This is a genomic window from Aeromonas sp. s8 (assembly GCF_040907785.1).
Taxonomy (GTDB): Bacteria; Pseudomonadota; Gammaproteobacteria; order Enterobacterales; family Aeromonadaceae; genus Aeromonas; species Aeromonas veronii.
Map to the genome: position 1 here is coordinate 52,946 of NZ_JBFOCL010000057.1, position 18,199 is coordinate 71,144.

General features: G+C 60.5%; 16 protein-coding genes. 14 read left to right on the plus strand and 2 right to left on the minus strand.

Features of this window, described 5'->3' with window-relative positions:
- Positions 1–35: 35 nt before the first annotated feature.
- Positions 36–1,082: a TMAO reductase system periplasmic protein TorT gene (gene torT / locus AB5Y86_RS19625; protein ID WP_368193861.1), complete on the minus strand. Its 1,047-nt coding sequence runs from the start codon at positions 1,080–1,082 to the stop codon at positions 36–38.
- Positions 1,083–1,152: 70 nt separating this feature from the next.
- On the opposite strand from torT, the gene torS reads away from it, so the two are divergent.
- On the plus strand, positions 1,153–3,978 hold the full coding sequence (gene torS, locus AB5Y86_RS19630; RefSeq protein ID WP_368193862.1) for a TMAO reductase system sensor histidine kinase/response regulator TorS: 2,826 nt from the start codon (positions 1,153–1,155) through the stop codon (positions 3,976–3,978).
- Positions 3,979–4,026: 48 nt separating this feature from the next.
- On the opposite strand, the gene AB5Y86_RS19635 is transcribed toward torS, so the two are convergent.
- A complete protein-coding gene (locus AB5Y86_RS19635; protein WP_043822853.1) occupies positions 4,027–4,311 on the minus strand; it encodes a hypothetical protein in 285 nt (94 codons plus the stop codon).
- Between the two features lie 324 nt (positions 4,312–4,635).
- Between AB5Y86_RS19635 and glyA the strand changes: the two genes are divergently transcribed.
- From glyA to AB5Y86_RS19700, 13 genes are all read left to right on the plus strand, one after another.
- Positions 4,636–5,889 (plus strand): serine hydroxymethyltransferase, encoded by a 1,254-nt coding sequence (gene glyA, locus AB5Y86_RS19640; RefSeq protein ID WP_005338884.1) that lies wholly within the window; start codon positions 4,636–4,638, stop codon positions 5,887–5,889.
- A 150-nt stretch (positions 5,890–6,039) separates the two neighbouring features.
- Positions 6,040–6,489, plus strand: a complete 450-nt coding sequence (gene nrdR, locus AB5Y86_RS19645; RefSeq protein WP_005338880.1) for a transcriptional regulator NrdR — start codon at positions 6,040–6,042, stop codon at positions 6,487–6,489.
- A gap of 97 nt (positions 6,490–6,586) precedes the next feature.
- Entirely contained in the window at positions 6,587–7,696 is a 1,110-nt protein-coding gene (gene ribD, locus AB5Y86_RS19650; RefSeq protein ID WP_368193863.1) for a bifunctional diaminohydroxyphosphoribosylaminopyrimidine deaminase/5-amino-6-(5-phosphoribosylamino)uracil reductase RibD, read from the plus strand.
- 55 nt (positions 7,697–7,751) lie between these two features.
- The gene (locus tag AB5Y86_RS19655; RefSeq protein WP_368193864.1) at positions 7,752–8,405 is read left to right on the plus strand and encodes a riboflavin synthase; all 654 of its coding nucleotides are present in this window, start codon (positions 7,752–7,754) and stop codon (positions 8,403–8,405) included.
- Positions 8,406–8,554: 149 nt separating this feature from the next.
- A complete protein-coding gene (gene ribBA / locus AB5Y86_RS19660; RefSeq protein ID WP_368193865.1) occupies positions 8,555–9,664 on the plus strand; it encodes a bifunctional 3,4-dihydroxy-2-butanone-4-phosphate synthase/GTP cyclohydrolase II in 1,110 nt (369 codons plus the stop codon).
- A 203-nt stretch (positions 9,665–9,867) separates the two neighbouring features.
- The gene (ribE, locus tag AB5Y86_RS19665) at positions 9,868–10,338 is read left to right on the plus strand and encodes a 6,7-dimethyl-8-ribityllumazine synthase (protein WP_005338866.1); all 471 of its coding nucleotides are present in this window, start codon (positions 9,868–9,870) and stop codon (positions 10,336–10,338) included.
- 14 nt (positions 10,339–10,352) lie between these two features.
- Positions 10,353–10,766, plus strand: a complete 414-nt coding sequence (nusB, locus tag AB5Y86_RS19670) for a transcription antitermination factor NusB (protein ID WP_005343514.1) — start codon at positions 10,353–10,355, stop codon at positions 10,764–10,766.
- A gap of 57 nt (positions 10,767–10,823) precedes the next feature.
- On the plus strand, positions 10,824–11,783 hold the full coding sequence (gene thiL / locus AB5Y86_RS19675) for a thiamine-phosphate kinase (RefSeq protein WP_139461171.1): 960 nt from the start codon (positions 10,824–10,826) through the stop codon (positions 11,781–11,783).
- A complete protein-coding gene (locus AB5Y86_RS19680) occupies positions 11,780–12,274 on the plus strand; it encodes a phosphatidylglycerophosphatase A (RefSeq protein ID WP_005349509.1) in 495 nt (164 codons plus the stop codon). Before thiL ends, AB5Y86_RS19680 begins: the two co-directional genes overlap by 4 nt.
- 487 nt (positions 12,275–12,761) lie before the next feature.
- Entirely contained in the window at positions 12,762–14,486 is a 1,725-nt protein-coding gene (locus AB5Y86_RS19685; protein WP_100654430.1) for an ABC transporter ATP-binding protein, read from the plus strand.
- Between the two features lie 70 nt (positions 14,487–14,556).
- Entirely contained in the window at positions 14,557–16,113 is a 1,557-nt protein-coding gene (locus tag AB5Y86_RS19690) for an ABC transporter substrate-binding protein (protein ID WP_368193866.1), read from the plus strand.
- Between the two features lie 98 nt (positions 16,114–16,211).
- Positions 16,212–17,186 carry an ABC transporter permease gene (locus tag AB5Y86_RS19695; protein ID WP_005349514.1) on the plus strand — a complete coding sequence of 325 codons (975 nt, stop codon included), beginning with the start codon at positions 16,212–16,214 and terminating at the stop codon, positions 17,184–17,186.
- A 4-nt stretch (positions 17,187–17,190) separates the two neighbouring features.
- Positions 17,191–18,132, plus strand: a complete 942-nt coding sequence (locus AB5Y86_RS19700) for an ABC transporter permease (protein WP_019445927.1) — start codon at positions 17,191–17,193, stop codon at positions 18,130–18,132.
- Positions 18,133–18,199 lie beyond the last annotated feature (67 nt).

The following is an 18,199-nucleotide window of genomic DNA, read 5'->3' on the forward strand; positions in this document are numbered from 1 at the left end:
CTTCTCCTTGAGTGTGTTAATCGGATTTGGAACGGCTATTCGACCCGATAGACGGGACGAAAGGCGCCATCCGAGAGGGAATCGGCGGGGTCGGCCAGTGGCGCAGAGAGCGTCAGAATGGGTGGCCCCATCACCCGCGGGCACTGTTCGGCACTGGCATCAGAGTGTTGCAGCAGGCAGACCGCCTGAGCGACCGCAAGACGCCCCTGCAGCCGCATCTGATCGCTGTTGGCGGCGAGGATCTTGCCCCGGCGCAAGCCCCGCTGTACGCCGTGGCTGAAGTAGGTGCTCAGCACCTGGGGCCTGTCGAGATGGCGCTGTGACAGTTCGTTGACGGCCACTTCGGCGGCGATGGCGCCTCCCACCAGATAGTCGAGGTCGGGATAGCGGGCCAGCGTCTGCTGCACCAGGGTGCGCTGGATTTCCCGGCTGTTGTCGCCGCGCTCGGTGGTGACCAGCTTGATGGCGCTCCCCTTGATGGCGTCGGCAAAGCCCGGTTCGACGAAGTTGTTGCCGCCGCTTGCCTGCGGGCCGGGGAAGAGGGCGACCGAGACCGGTTTGCTGCCGGCGGGGTGGCGCTGCGCCAGCCAGTGGCCAATCTGCCAGCCCATCTGGTACCAGGAGACTCCCACCTTGGCCTGCACCAGACCGCTGGGCAGATCGTTGACCAGCCCAAAGAGCGGAAGCGGCGTGACCTTGATGGCCTCGCGCAAGCCCTGATAGCTCACCGCGCCGAGCAAGATGGCGTCGCTCCCTTCCTGCACGCAGCGCTGCAACTGCTGGCGCTGCTCGGCGAGGGCGCCATAGCCCCCCGCTTCGTGGATCTGCAACTTGACTCCCAGCCGCTTCGCCTCGTCCACCATGCCCTGATTGACCGAAAGCCAGTAGGCGTCGCGCAGATGGGGGTAGAGGGCACAGAGGGTCAGCGGTTTGGTTGCGGCAGCGGGTTCCGGCCACTGCTGGCGCAGCGGTTGGCCGCTGAATTCGCCGCCGGGCCAGATATCGACCGCAAAGGCGAGGGCGGCGCTAGGCAGCGTGAGCAACCACATGAGCAACAACGGGGAGAGATAGACGCTTCGCATGGCCAGGGGTTTTGTTAAAGTGTTGGGCCATATTATCCGGTCAAAGCCGACCACAACCAAGGGACTTCCCGTGAGAATCTTTTCCGGCCTGGGTGGCAAGTTGCTGCTGGCCTTCTCCCTGATGGCGTTGTTGACCCTGAGTGCCTCCCTGCTGGGCTGGGTGGGGCTTAGCCATCTGCGCCAGCTGGAGCAAGGGGTGCAGCAGACGTTGGCCGATCAGGAGCTGGCCCGCACGCTCTCTCGCCTCAGCGGCGAGATCCAGAGCGCGTCGCGGCTGCTGGCCACAGCAACCAGCGAGCAGGAGCGGGAGCATCAGGGACGCTTGCTCACTCTGCAGGGGCAACAGCTACAACAGGTGCTGGCGCAACTTGGCCGTGGGCAGGGTTCAACAAGCCTCGATCAGCTCAGTCAGAGCATTATCGGTAATCTGGGTCAGCAGGGCTGGCTGGTGGGGGAAAGGTTGACCCTGATGGCGCAGGGGGAGGCGCAGCGGGCCCGTCTGGTGGCGGCGGCTGGGCAGATCGCCGAGCTGGCGAGAAGCCAGATGGAGAACGCCGAAACCGTGATGGTGGCGGGGTTGGGTTCCCTCTACCAACAGCAAGGTGCGCAGGCGACCCGGACGCTGGACCGCCTGCTGGAGCAGGATCTCGACTGGCTGGAGCAGATGACCGAGCTGCGTCATCGTACCCTGATGCAGCAGCAGCGCATCGAGGAGATGTGGCGCAGCGAACGGCAGGAACAGTTGCAAACGCTATTGCAAGAGGGGCAGCGGGAGCTGGCTATTTTGCAACTGCGGGCCGGGGCAGTGACCGATCCTGCCCGCCGGCAGGCGGTGGAGCAGGCGCTGACCGTGCTGGCGCAAAGCGACAAGCTGGTGCAACTGCGCAGTGACTGGCTCGGCAAGGGGGAGGCGCTGCGGGTGCTGGCCAATGCCAATGAAGCTCTGATGAGCAGCCTCAACCAGCAGGTCGGAGAGCTGGTCAGCCGTGCCCGCGATTCGCTGGGGCAGAGCCAGCAGGCGCTAAGCCAGCGTCTCAGGCTGCTGGAGCAGGCGTTGATGGGCATTGGCCTGCTCACGCTGGTACTGCTGATGCTGTTGATGTGGCGTATGGTCTACGGCCGGATCGTCTGGCCGCTGCAACGGGCGGTGGCGGGGATGAGCCGGTTGGCGCGCGGGGATCTGGCCCATCTTGAGCCGATCGCCAGTACCGGGCGCGATGAGCTGGCGGAGCTGGGGCGGGCCCTGCAGGTGTTTCGTGACAATGCGGTTGAGCTGGGCCGCTATCAGCGCGAGCTGGAGTCGCGGGTCGAGGAGCGCACCGGCCAGCTCAGCCACGCCAACGAGCGGCTCAATGAGGAGGTGGAGAAGCAACGGCAGGCCCGCGCCGAGGCAGAACAGGCCAACCGCGCCAAGTCGGTGTTTCTCGCCACCATGAGCCACGAGATCCGCACCCCCATGAACGGCATTCTCGGGGGCCTGACGCTGCTGGAAGATACCCATCTCAGCGAGACCCAGCAGCGCTATCTGGCCGCCATCGAGCACAGCGGCGAATCCCTGCTGGAGATCCTCAACGACATTCTCGACTACTCCAAGATAGAAGCGGGCCATGTGGAGGCGCGCCGCGAACCCTTCCCCCTGTTCCAGCTGGTGGATGAGCTCAGCGCGTTGTTCCGGCCAAAGGCTGCGGCCAAGGGGGTCACCCTGGCGCTGGAATATGCGCCCGAGCTGGCGCCTGTGGTCGAGGGGGATCTGGGCAAGCTGCGGCAGGTACTCGGCAACTTGCTCGGCAATGCGGTCAAGTTTACCGCCCGTGGCCAGATTACCCTGACGGTGGCGCCTCTTGCCTGCCAAGGCCCTTGCGCCGAGCCCTGCATCCGCTTCGTGGTGCGCGATACCGGTCCCGGCATTCCGGCCGATGAGCAGGAGTCGGTGTTCGAGGCGTTTCGCCAGCGCAAGCGCGATATGGGCCATCAGGGCGGCACCGGGCTGGGACTGGCGATCAGCCGCAAGCTGGTGGCCGCCATGGGGGGCGAGCTGAGCCTTGTAAGCGAACCGGGCAAGGGGTGTGAATTCAGCTTCAGTTTGCCGTTGCAGCGTTCGAGCGCCCAGCTGCCTGCCGAGGCGCAACCGCTGCACCTTGGCCAGTCCCGTGACATCCTGCTGGTGGAGGATAACGAGATCAACCGGCTGGTGGCGCACGGCATGCTGACCCGCCTCGGCCATCGCGTCACTCTGGCGGAGGATGGTCGCAGCGCGCTGGCGCAGGTAACCGAGCGCTCCTTCGAGCTGGCGCTACTCGATATCAATTTGCCCGATATGGACGGCATGACCCTGCGCGAGGATCTGGCCGCCATCAGTGAAGAGATGCATGAGCGGTCGCTGCCCGCCATCGCCATCTCGGCCCAGATGTATCCGGAGGATATCCGCCATTGCCTTGCCGCCGGGTTTGTCGATTTTGTCGGCAAGCCGGTGCGGCTGGCGGTACTGGCGAACGCCATAGATCAACTATTTCGGCAAGAAGGGGCCTCTATCGAGCCGCAGGTGCAGTTATCAGTAGCCGTGCCCCCAACTAACCAGCCCGGGTGGGCCAATCCGGTACTGGATGCCGATCTGCCCCTGCTCGGCATGGCGCGGATCCGCCAGCTGGTCGCGCTGTTTGAGTCGCAAGGGCGGGTGTTGATAGATAAGTTGGCTCAGGGTGAGGGGAAAGAGCAACGTCAGCTGGCGCACAAGCTCAAGGGGAGTGCGCTGGCGCTGGGGTTGACCGAATTTGCCAGCCACTGTGCGGCTCTTGAGGCGGGAGGCGGGGAGCCTGCGGCAATCGGGGCGCAATTTGACGCGGCGGTGAGCGGGTTGCAGCAGTGGTTGGCGGCCAACAGGGATGCGCAGCCCTGATCCCTGCTGGGGATGCACAACGTTCAGAGGGGGCCAGCCCCTGCGCCGTTATTCGCTCTCGCGAAACAGCACCTGCTTGCACTTGGCACAGACCCATTCCCGGCGAAAATCGGTCAGGTGCACCATGCCTACCTCCAGCAACTCGTGGTGGCCGCAGTGATAACAGAAGATGATGTCGCCATCGACGGATTCAGGGTGGGCCGCCAGATATTCGGCTTTGGTGGGGAGTTGATCCCACGAGGTGGTGGGGAGATGTTTGCGTTGGCTGGTGTAGTAGACCCAGTAGAACAGAAAAAAGACAGCCAGGATCACGAATGTCAGCAGATGGTCCATCTTGAACTCCTCCGGTTAGGTGCAGCCCCTCGGATGCATGGCTGCAATCAGCTCCATCATCATTAAATTTGTTTCGAATGAATATGTTACAGGATGGATAAAGAGGGCGTTGTGATCCCCTTCGGGTTTTGCCCGCCTGCAGCGGGATGAAAAATGTGCCATTTGGCTGAGCGGCCAGGGTATTGAACGGGGAGGGAATATTGTTTTTTACAACATAAATTCAACATTTTTTTAGGTGGTTGGACTGTCTCTTTGATCCAGCTCACGTTACAATGCCCGCGCCCACTTCACCTAACGCGCAAACGATTTTCAGGAGAGAAACGGATGTTGAAACGTGACATGACCATCGCCAATTATGATCCGCAATTGTGGCAGGCCATCACAGACGAAACCCGTCGTCAGGAAGAGCATATCGAGCTGATTGCGTCTGAGAACTACACCAGCCCCCGTGTCATGGAAGCCCAGGGCTCCCAGTTGACCAACAAGTACGCCGAAGGTTACCCCTCCAAGCGTTACTACGGTGGTTGCGAGTATGTGGATGTGGTCGAAACCCTGGCCATCGAGCGCGCCAAAGAGCTGTTCGGTGCCACCTACGCCAACGTGCAGCCGCACTCCGGCTCTCAGGCCAACAGCGCCGTTTACATGGCTCTGCTGCAGCCGGGCGACACCGTACTGGGCATGAACCTGGCCCACGGCGGTCACCTGACCCACGGCTCTCCGGTCAACTTCTCCGGCAAGCTTTACAACATCGTGCCTTACGGTATCGATGAGTCCGGCAAGATCGACTACGACGACATGGAACGTCAGGCTGTCGAGCACAAGCCGAAGATGATGATCGGTGGCTTCTCTGCCTACTCCGGCATCGTTGACTGGGCCCGCATGCGCGAAATCGCCGACAAGGTCGGTGCTTACCTGTTCGTCGACATGGCTCACGTGGCTGGCCTGATCGCCGCTGGCGTCTACCCGAACCCGGTTCCACACGCTCACGTGGTTACCTCCACCACCCACAAGACCCTGGCCGGTCCGCGCGGTGGTCTGATCCTCTCCGCCGCTGACGACGAGGAGCTCTACAAGAAGCTCAACTCCGCCGTCTTCCCGGGTGGTCAGGGTGGTCCGCTGATGCACGTCATCGCCGGTAAAGCCGTTGCCTTCAAAGAGGCGCTGGAGCCGGAGTTCAAGACCTATCAGGCTCAGGTCGTCAAAAACGCCAAGGCGATGGCGGCTACCTTTATCGAGCGCGGTTACAAGATCGTCTCCGGCGGTACCGACAACCACCTGATGCTGGTTGATCTGATCGGCCGCGAGCTGACCGGTAAGGATGCTGACGCTGCGTTGGGCAAAGCCAACATCACCGTCAACAAGAACTCCGTGCCCAACGACCCGCGCTCCCCGTTCGTCACCTCCGGTGTGCGGATTGGTACCCCGGCCATCACCCGCCGCGGTTTCAAGGAAGCCGAGTCCATCGAGCTGACCCACTGGATCTGCGACGTACTGGACAACCACGACAACGATGCCGTGCTGGCCACCGTACGCGAGAAGGTGCTGGATATCTGCCGCCGCTTCCCGGTTTATGGCTGATAAACCAGACCGTTCGGTTTGAGACCAATGCCACCTGCGGGTGGCATTGTTTTTTCTGGCTTTTACCGGTTTTGGATGGCCGTGCTACACTGGCCGACCTAGATCCTGGCCCGCCGGGCCGGTCCCTGTTTCATTAACGCCGGAGGTCCGATGCATTGCCCATTCTGTAGTGCGGTTGATACCAAGGTGATCGATTCCCGTCTGGTGGCAGAAGGCCATCAGGTGCGCCGCCGTCGTGAGTGTCTGCTCTGTCACGAGCGTTTTACCACCTTCGAGATGGCCGAGCTGGTGATGCCCCGCGTCATCAAGTCCAACGGCTCCCGCGAGCCGTTCAACGAAGACAAGCTGCGTGCCGGCATCCTGCGGGCGCTGGAGAAGCGGCCGGTGAGCATGGAGGCCATCGAAAAGGCGGTCAACCATATCAAATCCCGCCTGCGTGCCACCGGTGAGCGCGAAGTCGCCTCCGAGCTGGTGGGCAATCTGGTGATGGATGAGCTCAAGAGTCTGGACAAGGTGGCCTATATCCGCTTTGCCTCCGTCTATCGCAGCTTCGAAGATATTCGCGAGTTCGGCGAAGAGATTGCCAAGCTGGAGAAGTAAACCTCCATGCTCACCCATGTTGCCGCGTCCGATTACGCTGCGCTAATCGAACCTACGATACTGCGTAAAGTCGAGATGTGTTGTCAAAGGAGCCCGAATGTTTAGTCAAGATGATTACCAATGGATGAGTCGGGCCCTCGAACTGGCCCGCCGCGGCCGTTACACCACGGCCCCCAACCCCTGCGTCGGTGCCGTGCTGGTCAAGGATGGCGTGGTGGTTGGCGAAGGGTGGCATCAGAAGGCGGGCGAGCCCCATGCCGAGGTTTACGCCCTGCGCGCCGCCGGTGACAACGCCCGTGGCGCTACCGCCTATGTAACCCTCGAACCCTGCTCCCACCACGGTCGTACTCCCCCCTGCGCCGAGGCGCTGATCAACGCCGGCGTGGCCCGGGTGGTGGCGGCCATGGTTGACCCCAATCCCCAGGTGGGTGGGCGTGGCCTGCGTATGCTCTCCGAAGCGGGGATCAAGACCGATTTCGGCCTGCTGGCGAGCGAAGCTGAGGCGCTCAACCCGGGCTTTTTCAAGCGGATGCGTACCGCCTTCCCGCGAGTGACCGTCAAGCTGGGGGCCAGCCTCGATGGCCGCACCGCCATGGCGAGCGGCGAGAGCCAGTGGATCACCTCCCCCGATGCGCGCCGCGACGTGCAGCGACTGCGGGCCCGTCACGATGCGGTACTCTCCAGCGCTGAAACCGTGCTGGCCGATGGTGCCTCCCTGACCGTGCGCTGGGACGAGCTGCCCCCCTCGGTCAAGGCGAGTTATCCCAAGGAGACCCTGCGCCAGCCGCTGCGGGTCATCGTCGATTCGCAAAACCGGCTTACCCCAGAGCTGCCGCTGTTCCAGAACGAGAGCCCGGTGCTGCTGGCCCGTCACAAGGCGTCCGGCGAGTGGCCCGAGTGGGTGCAGCAGCTGGAGCTGCCGCTGCTGGATGGCAAGCTGGATCTGGTCAGCCTCTTCATGCTGCTGGCCAAGCAGAACGTCAACTCGGTGCTGGTCGAGGCGGGCCCGCGGCTGTGCGGCGCTCTGCTGGAAAAAGGGCTGGTGGATGAGCTGGTGCTCTATCAGGCGCCCAAACTGATGGGCGACGAAGGGCGCGGGCTGTTCCATCTGCCGGGCCTGACCCGGCTGTTCCAGGCGCCCAAGCTCGCCATCAAGGATGTGCGCATGGTGGGGCCGGATATTCGTATTACCGCCAAAATAGCCTGATTTATCAATGTTCAAGGGGGCATAATCAGCCTCCGTCATCAGCAAGGTGATCTGCATGTTTACCGGAATTATCGAAGCGGTGGGAACCCTGGCCGAACTGCGCCGTCAGGGCGACGACATGGCCCTCATCGTCCATGCGCCGCATCTCGACTTCAGTGGCGTCAAACTGGGCGACTCCATCGCTACCAACGGCGTCTGCCTCACCGTCGTGGCGCTGGGCGACAAGAGCTATACCGCAGATGTATCGCTGGAAACCCTCTCCCGTACCGGTTTTGCCGCCGCCAGAGTGGGCGATCGGGTCAACCTGGAGAAGGCGCTGATGCCTACCTCACGTCTTGGCGGCCATCTGGTCTCCGGCCACGTGGATGGGGTAGGGGAGGTGAAAAGCGTCTCCAGCAGCGGCCGCGCCATCGAGTACTGGATCAAGGCGCCGGGCGAGCTCTCCCGCTATATCGCCGAGAAGGGCTCCATTGCGGTGGATGGCATCAGCCTCACCGTCAACGCGGTGCAGGGCGACCTTTTCCGCCTGACGATCGTGCCCCACACCGCCCAGGAGACCACCATCGCCAGCTGGAAGCCGGGCCACAAGGTCAACCTCGAGGTGGATCAGATCGCCCGCTATCTGGAGCGGCTGATGATGGGGAAAAGTCAGGAGAGCAGCGCCTCGACCCTGACCATGGAGACGCTGGCCAAGGCCGGTTTTCTCTGACGGTGTGTGCTGAATCTGGCCACCAAAACGATTTTCTGTGATCCCGCTCTGATTGAAATGGAGCCGCTAGCCCCAATCTAGAGCAACATACACTCGCATTTGCGTTGAGCCTGCTGGCTCAACCCCCAAGCACACTGATGGAGTAGCCCATGGCGCTGAGCACAACCCAGGAAATCATTGCCGACATCAAGGCTGGCAAGATGGTGATCCTGATGGATGACGAAGACAGGGAGAACGAAGGGGACCTCATCATGGCCGCCTCCTGCATCCGTCCGGAGGATATCAACTTCATGGCCCGCTACGGCCGAGGCCTCATCTGCCTGACCCTGACCCGGGATCGCTGCAAGCAATTGGCGCTGCCGCTGATGGTGGATCGCAACAATGCCCAGTTCTCCACCGCCTTCACCGTCTCCATCGAGGCGGCAGAAGGGGTGACCACAGGTATCTCCGCCGCGGATCGTGCGGTGACCGTGCAGGCCGCTGTTGCGCCCAATGCCAAGGCGGCCGATCTGGTGCAGCCGGGCCACATCTTCCCGCTGATGGCGCAGGATGGCGGCGTGCTGACCCGTGCCGGTCACACCGAAGCGGGCTGCGATCTGGCCCGTCTGGCCGGTTTCGAGGCGGCCGCCGTCATCGTCGAGATCCTCAACGAAGATGGCACCATGGCGCGCCGTCCTGACCTGGAGATCTTCGCCGAGGAGCATGGCATCAAGCTTGGCACCATCGCCGACCTTATCGAGTACCGCAACCAGCACGAGACCACGGTCGAGAAGGTGGCCGAGTGCAAGCTGCCCACCGAGTTTGGCGAGTTCGACCTCATCACCTTCCGCGACACCATCGACAATCAGGTTCACTTCGCCCTGAAAAAGGGTGAGGTGCAGGCCGACCAGCCGACCCTGGTGCGCGTCCATCTGCACGATGTGCTGAGCGATCTGCTGCTGACCGACCGCCACGCCGCCCGCAGCTGGCCGCTGCCCAAATCCATGGCCCGCATCGCTGACGAGGGCGGCGTGCTGGTGATTTTGGGGGCGGAATCCCATGGCGCCGAGCTGCTGGCTAGGGTCAAGGGTTTTGAAGCCGCCGACAAGGGACTAGCACCGGAAGGAGCCAAGTGGCAGGGCACCTCGCGCCGGGTTGGTGTGGGCTCCCAGATCCTCAAGGCCCTTGGCGTGAGCAAGATGCGCCTGTTGAGCTCGCCGAAGAAGTACCATGCCCTCGGTGGTTTCGGTCTGGAAGTGGTTGAGTACGTTGGCGAGTAACGTACTACCAGAGAAGTACCATCCCCTTCCGGGCGGTTTCGGTCTGGAAGTCGTGGAATTTACCGGCGAGTAAGCGCGCCGGACTGGTTAAATCGCGATCATGGCCGTCTATTGCGGCCATGGTTTTTGTCGTGGGTCTGTTGTGCTAGAATGTGCGCACTTTTGACTCCGGCCCTTTTGATTGCACAGATACAGGATTTCCAATGAAGGTTATCGAAGGAAATATCGCCGCTCCTGAGGCGCGCGTTGCTATTGTTGTTGCCCGTTTCAACAGCTTCATCAACGACAGTCTGGTGAACGGCGCGGTGGACGTACTGAAGCGTCAAGGTCAAGTGCAGGACAGCAACCTGACACTGGTAAAAGTGCCGGGCGCGGTTGAAATGCCATTGGTCATCAAGAAGCTGGCCAAGAGTGGTCAATACGATGCCATCGTGGCGGTCGGTACTGTCATCCGTGGCGGCACCTACCACTTCGACCTGGTGGCAAACGAGAACAGCAAGGGCATGGCCCAGGTAATGATGGAATATGAAATTCCCGTTGCCTTCGGTGTGCTGACCACTGAAAACATTGAACAAGCCATCGAGCGTGCAGGTACCAAGGCGGGTAACAAGGGTGCAGAGGCTGCACTGGCAGCGCTCGAAATGATCAACGTCCTGAAAGAACTGGACGTGTAACGAGGAGAAGTACATTGAAACCGTCTGAGCGCCGTAAAGCCCGCCATTGCGCCACCCAGGCCATCTACCAGTGGCAGATGACCAAGGCTAACGTGGGTGACATCGAAGAGCAGTTCAAGATCGATCAGGACACCAAGGGTGTAGACCTGAACTATTTCCGCGATCTGCTGTTCGGGGTAGCCCTCCACTGCAGCGAGCTGGACAAGGTGTTTGCACCTTTCCTCTCCCGTCCGCTGGAAGAAGTGGACATGGTGGACAAGGCGATCCTGCGTCTGGCGACCTACGAGCTGACCCGTCGTGATGATGTACCGCCGCGCGTGGTCATCAACGAAGCGATCGAGCTGGCCAAAGCTTTTGCTGCCGATGACAGCCACAAGTTTGTCAACGGTGTACTGGACAAGGTGATCAAGTCGCTGAACAAGCGTTGATCCTGCTGTCCGTCAGCATCTAAGAGAGGAGCCAGCTTATTGCTGGCTTTTTACTGTATGGGTGAATTTGAGCTGATTGATAAGTACTTCAAGGTCCCCCACGCCCGCAAGGACGTGGTGATGGGCCCTGGAGATGACTGTGCCCTGCTGACCCTGCCCCCCGATACCCAGCTGGCGGTGAGCACCGACACTCTGGTGAGCGGCGTACACTTCTTTCCCGACATGGATCCGGTGGATCTCGGCTACAAGGCGCTGGCGGTCAATCTCTCCGATCTCGCTGCGATGGGGGCCGAGCCGCGCTGGGTGTCGCTGGCGCTGACCCTGCCTGCCATCAACGAAGGCTGGGTCGCCGGTTTTGCCGAAGGGTTTCTGGAGCTTGCCGAGTACTACAATGTGGCGCTGGTGGGCGGAGACATGACCCGCGGGCCGCTCTCCATCACCATCTCGGTGAAGGGATCGGTGCCTGCCGGTCGCGCCCTGATGCGCAGCGGCGCCAAAGCGGGTGACGGCATCTATGTCACCGGCACTTTGGGGGATGCCGCGCTGGCGCTTTCCCACCTGCTGGGCAAACGCACCCTCAACGAGAACCAGCTGGCAGCTGTGCTGCCACGGCTCGACCATCCCCATCCCCGCATTCTGGCCGGTCAGGCGCTGCGCGGGCTGGCGGGCAGTGCGCTGGATCTCTCCGACGGTCTGGCATCGGATCTCGGCCATATCCTCAAGGCCTCCGGCGTGCGGGCCCAGCTCGATCTCGATCTGCTGCCGCTCTCTCCGGTGTTGCAGGATGCGGTGAGCGAGCAGGAGGCGTGGCAACTGGCACTGGCCGGTGGCGATGACTACGAGCTCTGTTTTACCGTACCGGAGGAGCACCGCGGCGCGCTCGATACGGCGCTGGCCCACAGCGGGGTCAAGTTCAGCCGCATTGGCCGCATCGTGGCGGGCGAGCCGGGCATCGACTACCTGCGTGGCGACCAGGCGGTCGAGTTGCAACTGAAAGGGTGGGATCACTTCGCATGAGTTTGTTCAGGATAAAGCCCGAGCTGACACGACTGGATCTGAAAAATCCGCTTCACTTTTTGGCGGTGGGGTTTGGTTCCGGTCTCAGCCCCAAAGCGCCGGGCACCATGGGCACCCTGGCGGCCATTCCGCTCTACCTGCTGGTGAGCGGGCTGCCGACCCACTGGTTCATCGCCTTGCTGGCGGTGGGTTTTGTTGTGGGGATCCGTATCTGCCAGAGCGCCACCGATGCCATCGGCATGCCGGATCACGGCGCCATCGTCTGGGACGAGGTGATCGGCTTTGGCGTCACCATGATCGCAGCGCCAGCCGGTTGGGAGTGGGTGGTGGCGGGCTTCGCGCTGTTCCGGTTGTTTGATGTGCTCAAGCCCTGGCCCATCTCCTGGTTTGATCGCCGGATCCACGGTGGTCTGGGCATCATGCTGGACGATCTGATCGCCGGCCTGTTCGCCCTGTTTTGTATGCAATTACTGGCATTCTGGCTCGGCTGAGAGCCACCTTCCGGGGGATGACCGTTCTGGCATCCCCCGATTTATATCTGCTTAATTTTCATTCATCGGCATATGCTGCCGTTTATCATCCATTTCACATAAATATTCACTACTCATTCGGGGCTGGTGATTGTTTTGGAAATAGTGATAAATGCTGCTTGTTGCGTTGTTGTTGAAATTAAAGTAATGATACCAATAGATGTACGGACGCACCGGCCATTTGTGTGATGAAAATCATCATTTATCTCTGCCGAATTGGTGGTTATCTGCACAAAACATTGCGGAATTGTATAACTCAATCATTTACACCCGTGGTCAAACCGTCTAAGTTACTCGCGGGTTATTCCAAAAAAATGCAAAAAACCCGCCCGGATCGCTGGTTTCGCTGCCTCATGGATTGAGCAAATATTGCCCAAGGTAACAACCGGCATCTGCGGCTGATTTACGGACGAATTATTTGGGACGGATGTCCCCCGCAGAGGTAAACATGTCCTTGCTCGAAGTAAAGAACTTGCGGATCGAGTACCCCTCCCGCTACGGGGTGCTGGCCGCGGTGAAGGATCTCTCTTTCTCTATCGAAAAGGGTGAGATTGTCGGAGTGGTCGGTGAATCCGGCGCCGGCAAGTCCACCATCGGCAACGCCGTTATCGATCTCCTGAGCCCGCCGGGTCGCATCGCCCGTGGCGATATCTATCTCAATGGCGAACTCATCTCCGGCAAGAGCCAGAACGAGATGCGGGCCATCCGTGGCTCCCGTATCGGGTTCATCTTCCAGGACCCCATGACCTCCCTCAACCCGCTGTTCACCGTTGAGCATCAGCTGGTGGAGACCATTCTGGCCAATACCGACCTCTCTCGCGAAGCCGCTTTTGCCAAGGCATTGGAGCTGATGGGGGCGGTGGGTATTCCGCAGCCGGAGCTGCGCATCAAGCAGTATCCGCACCAGTTTTCCGGTGGCATGCGTCAGCGGGTGGTTATCGCCATTGCGCTCTCCTGCGATCCGGAGCTGATCATCGCCGATGAGCCGACCACGGCGCTCGACGTCTCCATTCAGGATCAGATCCTCCAGCTTATCCGCGCCCTCTGCAAAGAGCGTCAGGTGGGCTGTATGCTGGTGACCCACGACATGGGCGTTGTCTCCAACGTTACCGACAAGGTGGCGGTGATGTATCGCGGCGATCTGGTAGAGTTCGGCCTGACCGAACAGGTGCTGGGCAGCCCCAATCACCCCTATACCCGCAGCCTCATCTCGGCGGTCCCCCGTTCCGATGTGAAGCTGGTGCGCTTCCCGCTGGTCTCCTATATCGAGGATGCCAGTGCGCCGGATACCAATATCGACCTCAAGACCCACTGGCTCGGCCAGAGTCAGGACGAGCGTGCCTATGAAGGGGCGCTGCTGCGGGTGGAGAACGTCGATCTGAAGTTCGTCACCAAGGACTCCATCTTCCCGAGCCGCCGCCAGTATGTACGCGCCTGCAACAACATCAGCTTCGAGATCTTCGAGGGTGAAACCTTCGGTCTGGTGGGGGAGTCGGGCTCCGGCAAATCGACCATTGCCCGCGCCATCACCGGTCTCTATCCGCCTGATACCGGCAAGATTTTCTTCGAGGGGATCGATCTGACCGCTCTCAAGAGCGAGCGCGAGCGTCGCCCGTTGCGTCGCCAGATGCAGATGGTGTTCCAGAACCCCTATTCCTCGATGAACCCGCGGATGAAGGTACGCGACATCATTGCCGAGCCGATCCGCTTCCATCAGCTGGCAAGCAGCGAGAGCCAGATCGAGGGGATCGTCGGCGATCTGCTGGATCATGTGGGTCTCGGTCGTGGTGCTGGCCTCAAGTACCCCCACGAGTTCTCCGGCGGCCAGCGTCAGCGTATCTCCATTGCCCGCGCCCTGGCCACTCGCCCGCGCTTCCTCATCTGCGACGAGCCGACCTCGGCGCTGGATGTGTCGGTGCAGGCCCAGATCCTCAACCTGCTCAAGGATCTGCAGCAGGAGCTCAAGCTCACCATGCTGTTTATCAGCCACGATCTGCCGGTGATCCGTCAGATGTGCGACCGCATCGGGGTGATGCAGCATGGTCATCTGGTGGAAGTGGCCGAGACCGAGAAACTCTTTACCAATGCCGAGCATGAGTACAGCCGCAAGCTGATCTCCCTCATGCCGGAGTTCAAGGGAATGTCCCGCGAGGGGCTGGAAATCGCAAGCTAGGAGAGCGCCGGTGCGCCGGTCTGCTTGTCAAAAAAAGTGTCATAAGAAAGCCAAAAGCATGGAGAACAAGATGAAGAAAGGATTGTCCAAGATTGCCCTGGCGCTGTTTGCCGCCGGTTTCGCCTTCAGTGTCTCAGCCGCTGATATCAAGGTAGGTGTCGCTTCTGACGCCACTTCGCTGGATCCGCAGGAGCAGCTCTCCGGTCAGACCCTGGAGATGTCGCACCTGGTATTCGATCCCCTGATGCGTTACACCCAGGACCTGCAGTTCGAGCCCCGTCTGGCCGAGAAGTTCGAGCGTGTCGATGACAAGACCGTCCGCTTCCACCTGCGCAAAGGGGTCAAGTTCCACTCCGGTAACGACTTCACCGCCGACGACGTGGTGTGGACCGTCAACCGCCTGAAATCCTCCGTCGACTTCAAGGCGATCTTCGATCCCATCAGCGAAGTGAAGAAGGTCGATGACTACACCGTCGATCTGATTACCGCCAAGCCGTTCCCGCTGGTGCTGCAGACCGTCACCTACATCTTCCCGATGGACTCCAAGTTCTACACCGGCAAGACCGAAGCGGGCAAAGACAAGGCCGAGATCGTCAAAAACGGCGACTCCTATGCCTCTACCCACGTCTCCGGTACTGGCCCGTTCACCGTCAAGTTCCGCGAGCAGGGTGTGAAGCTGGATTATGCCCGCAACGCCAACTACTGGGACAAGGCCTCCAAGGGTAACGTTGAGAACCTGACCGTGGTGCCCATCAAGGAAGATGCGACCCGTGTTGCAGCCCTGCTGGGTGGCGACGTGGACATGATCTATCCGGTTGCGCCGAACGATCTGGAGCGCGTGAAGAATGGCAAGGACTCCCAGCTGGTTACCCTGTCCGGTACCCGCGCCATCATCATCGAGCTGAACCAGAACACCAACCCGGCGCTGAAAGACAAGCGTGTACGTCAGGCCATCAACTACGCCATCAACCAGGTGGGCATTGTCGAGAAGATCAACAAGGGCTTCGGTACCCCTGCTGGCCAGCTGAGCCCGAAAGGCTATGCCGGTCACAACGAGGCGCTGGTGCCCCAGTATAATCTGGCCAAGGCCAAGGAGCTGATGAAGGAGGCCGGTTACGAGAAAGGCTTCAAGATGACCTTCATCTCCCCGGCTGCCCGCTACGTCAACGACGTCAAGATTGCCCAGGCTGTCTCCGCCATGCTGGCCAAGATCAACATCAAGGTGGATCTGAAGACCATGCCGGTGGCCCAGTACTGGCCCGAGTTTGACAAGTGCGCCGCGGACATGCAGCTGATTGGCTGGCACTCCGACACCGAAGATACCGCGAACTTCTTCGAGTTCCTGACCTTCACCAAGGATGCCAAGACCGGTATGGGTCAGTACAACTGCGCTGGTTATGCCAACGCCGAAGCTGACAAGCTGGTGATGGATGCCAACGCCGAGACCGATCCGGCCAAGCGTGCCGAGATGCTGAAAAAGGTCGAAGCCATGCTGATCGAAGATGCTGCCTACGTGCCGTTGCACTGGGAAGATCTGGCCTATGGCGCCAAGAAAAACGTCGACATCAAGCCGGTGGTCAACGTGATGAACTTCCCTTACCTGGGTGACCTGGTGGTCAGCAAGTAAGAGAAGCGCTAAGGAAGGACGGGGCGGGGTGGTCAGCTGGCCACTCCGTCCACTAACAGAAGCCTGTGCCACGACACAGGCCACGTAGAAGGACAAGCATGTTTACATTCCTGCTGAAACGGTTCTATCAGGCCGTGATAGTGATGTTCGTCATCAGCCTGGTCGCCTTCTCCATCCAGGATAACCTGGGTGACCCGTTGCGCGAGCTGGTGGGACAATCCGTCTCCGAAGCCCAGCGTCACGAGTTGCGCGAGAAGATGGGCCTTAACGATCCCTTCCTCATCAAATACAGCCGCTTTCTGAAAAATGCGGTGCATGGGGATTTGGGCACCTCCTATTTCTTCAAGCGACCCGCTCTCGAGGTGATCCTCGACAAGCTGGTGGCTACCCTTGAGCTGGTGTTTGCTGCCGCGCTCATCATCGTGGTGGTCTCCATTCCACTCGGTGTCTATTCGGCGATCCGCCCGCGCAGCATTCCCACCAAGATCATCATGGCGGGGAGCAGTATCGGCATCTCGATCCCGGTATTTTTGACCGCCATCATGCTGATGTACCTCTTCTCCATCCAGCTGGGCTGGCTGCCTGCCTATGGCCGCGGCGAGACCCGTAACCTGCTGGGCTGGGAGTCGGGCTTCTTTACCTGGGATGGCATCCTGCACCTGATCCTGCCGGCGGTGTCCCTCTCCTCCATCATGTTGCCGCTGTTTATCCGGCTGGTGCGCTCTGAGATGCTGGAGCAGCTCTCCTCCGAGTACGTCAAGTTCGCCCGCGCCAAGGGGCTGGACAACAACAAGGTCTACTATCAGCATGCTCTGAAGAACACCATGCTGCCGGTCATTACCGTCGGCGGGGTGCAGATCGGCACCATGGTGGCCTACACCATTCTGACCGAGAGTGTGTTCCAGTGGCCGGGTACCGGCTTCCTGTTTCTTGAAGCGATCCACCGGGTCGATACGCCCCTCATCACCGCCTACGTCATCTTCGTGGGACTGATCTTCGTGGTGACCAATACCTTGGTCGACCTGCTCTACGGGTTGATCAACCCGACCGTTAACCTGACTGCCAAGGGGTAAGCGCATGACTAATGCTGTAACTGCAAGCCCAAGCCGTTGGGCACGTTTCAAGAACTCTGACATCGTCTACTACTTCCTGCGGGACAAGGTAGCCATGTTCAGCTTTGCGGTGTTCGTGGTATTTGTGCTGGCGGCGCTGCTGGCGCCCTGGCTCGCCCCGCACAACGTCTATGACCAGACCAGTTTTGATCTGATGGATGCCGAGTTGCCCCCCTCCTGGCTCGAAGGCGGCGAGGAGCGTTTCTGGCTCGGCACCGACAACCAGGGGCGGGATATCTGGAGCACCATCCTCTATGGCGCCCGTATCTCCCTCACCATCGGCCTGTTTGCGGTGGCGCTGCAGCTGGTGCTCGGTATCGTCATCGGTCTGATTGCCGGTTACTTCGGTGGTCGTATCGACAACCTGCTGATGCGCTTTGCCGATGTGCAGCTGTCGTTCTCCACCATGATGGTGGCGATCATCATCTCCGCCATCTTTCAGGCAACCTTTGGCTCCGAGTTCTACTCGAAGTTCGCCATCATGATGCTGGTGGTGATCATCGGTATTGCAGAGTGGCCGCAGTACGCCCGTACTGTGCGCGCCTCTGTGCTGGCGGAGAAGAAGAAGGAGTATGTGGAGGCGGCCAAGGTGATGGGGTTCCGCGCCCCGCGCATCATGTTCCGCCACATTCTGCCCAACTGTTTGTCGCCCATTCTGGTCATCTCCACCGTGCAGGTAGCCAACGCCATCATGAGTGAAGCTGCACTCTCCTTCCTTGGTCTGGGGATGCCGGTTGATCAGCCCTCGCTCGGTTCGCTTATCAGCGTCGGCTTCAACTACATCTTCTCCGGCTCCTGGTGGATCACCGCCTTCCCGGGCATCTGTCTGGTGGTGCTGGTGCTGGTCATCAACCTGCTGGGCGACTGGCTGCGGGATGTGTTTAACCCCAAGATCTACAAAGGGTGAATAGAAAATCAGAGCGTTGGGAAGATTTCTGTGCAGACAAGCTCAGGTAATTTGAGCTTAACTGTGT

Excerpts from the sequence above, each read along its gene's own strand:
- ribD (WP_368193863.1), top strand. The coding sequence starts at position 6,587 with ATGTTTAGTCAAGATGATTACCAATGGATGAGTCGGGCCCTCGAACTG.
- AB5Y86_RS19635 (WP_043822853.1), bottom strand. The coding sequence starts at position 4,311 with ATGGACCATCTGCTGACATTCGTGATCCTGGCTGTCTTTTTTCTGTTC.
- glyA (WP_005338884.1), top strand. The coding sequence starts at position 4,636 with ATGTTGAAACGTGACATGACCATCGCCAATTATGATCCGCAATTGTGG.
- AB5Y86_RS19685 (WP_100654430.1), top strand. The coding sequence starts at position 12,762 with ATGTCCTTGCTCGAAGTAAAGAACTTGCGGATCGAGTACCCCTCCCGC.
- nrdR (WP_005338880.1), top strand. The coding sequence starts at position 6,040 with ATGCATTGCCCATTCTGTAGTGCGGTTGATACCAAGGTGATCGATTCC.
- ribE (WP_005338866.1), top strand. The coding sequence starts at position 9,868 with ATGAAGGTTATCGAAGGAAATATCGCCGCTCCTGAGGCGCGCGTTGCT.
- thiL (WP_139461171.1), top strand. The coding sequence starts at position 10,824 with ATGGGTGAATTTGAGCTGATTGATAAGTACTTCAAGGTCCCCCACGCC.
- AB5Y86_RS19655 (WP_368193864.1), top strand. The coding sequence starts at position 7,752 with ATGTTTACCGGAATTATCGAAGCGGTGGGAACCCTGGCCGAACTGCGC.
- ribBA (WP_368193865.1), top strand. The coding sequence starts at position 8,555 with ATGGCGCTGAGCACAACCCAGGAAATCATTGCCGACATCAAGGCTGGC.
- AB5Y86_RS19680 (WP_005349509.1), top strand. The coding sequence starts at position 11,780 with ATGAGTTTGTTCAGGATAAAGCCCGAGCTGACACGACTGGATCTGAAA.
- AB5Y86_RS19695 (WP_005349514.1), top strand. The coding sequence starts at position 16,212 with ATGTTTACATTCCTGCTGAAACGGTTCTATCAGGCCGTGATAGTGATG.
- AB5Y86_RS19700 (WP_019445927.1), top strand. The coding sequence starts at position 17,191 with ATGACTAATGCTGTAACTGCAAGCCCAAGCCGTTGGGCACGTTTCAAG.
- torT (WP_368193861.1), bottom strand. The coding sequence starts at position 1,082 with ATGCGAAGCGTCTATCTCTCCCCGTTGTTGCTCATGTGGTTGCTCACG.
- AB5Y86_RS19690 (WP_368193866.1), top strand. The coding sequence starts at position 14,557 with ATGAAGAAAGGATTGTCCAAGATTGCCCTGGCGCTGTTTGCCGCCGGT.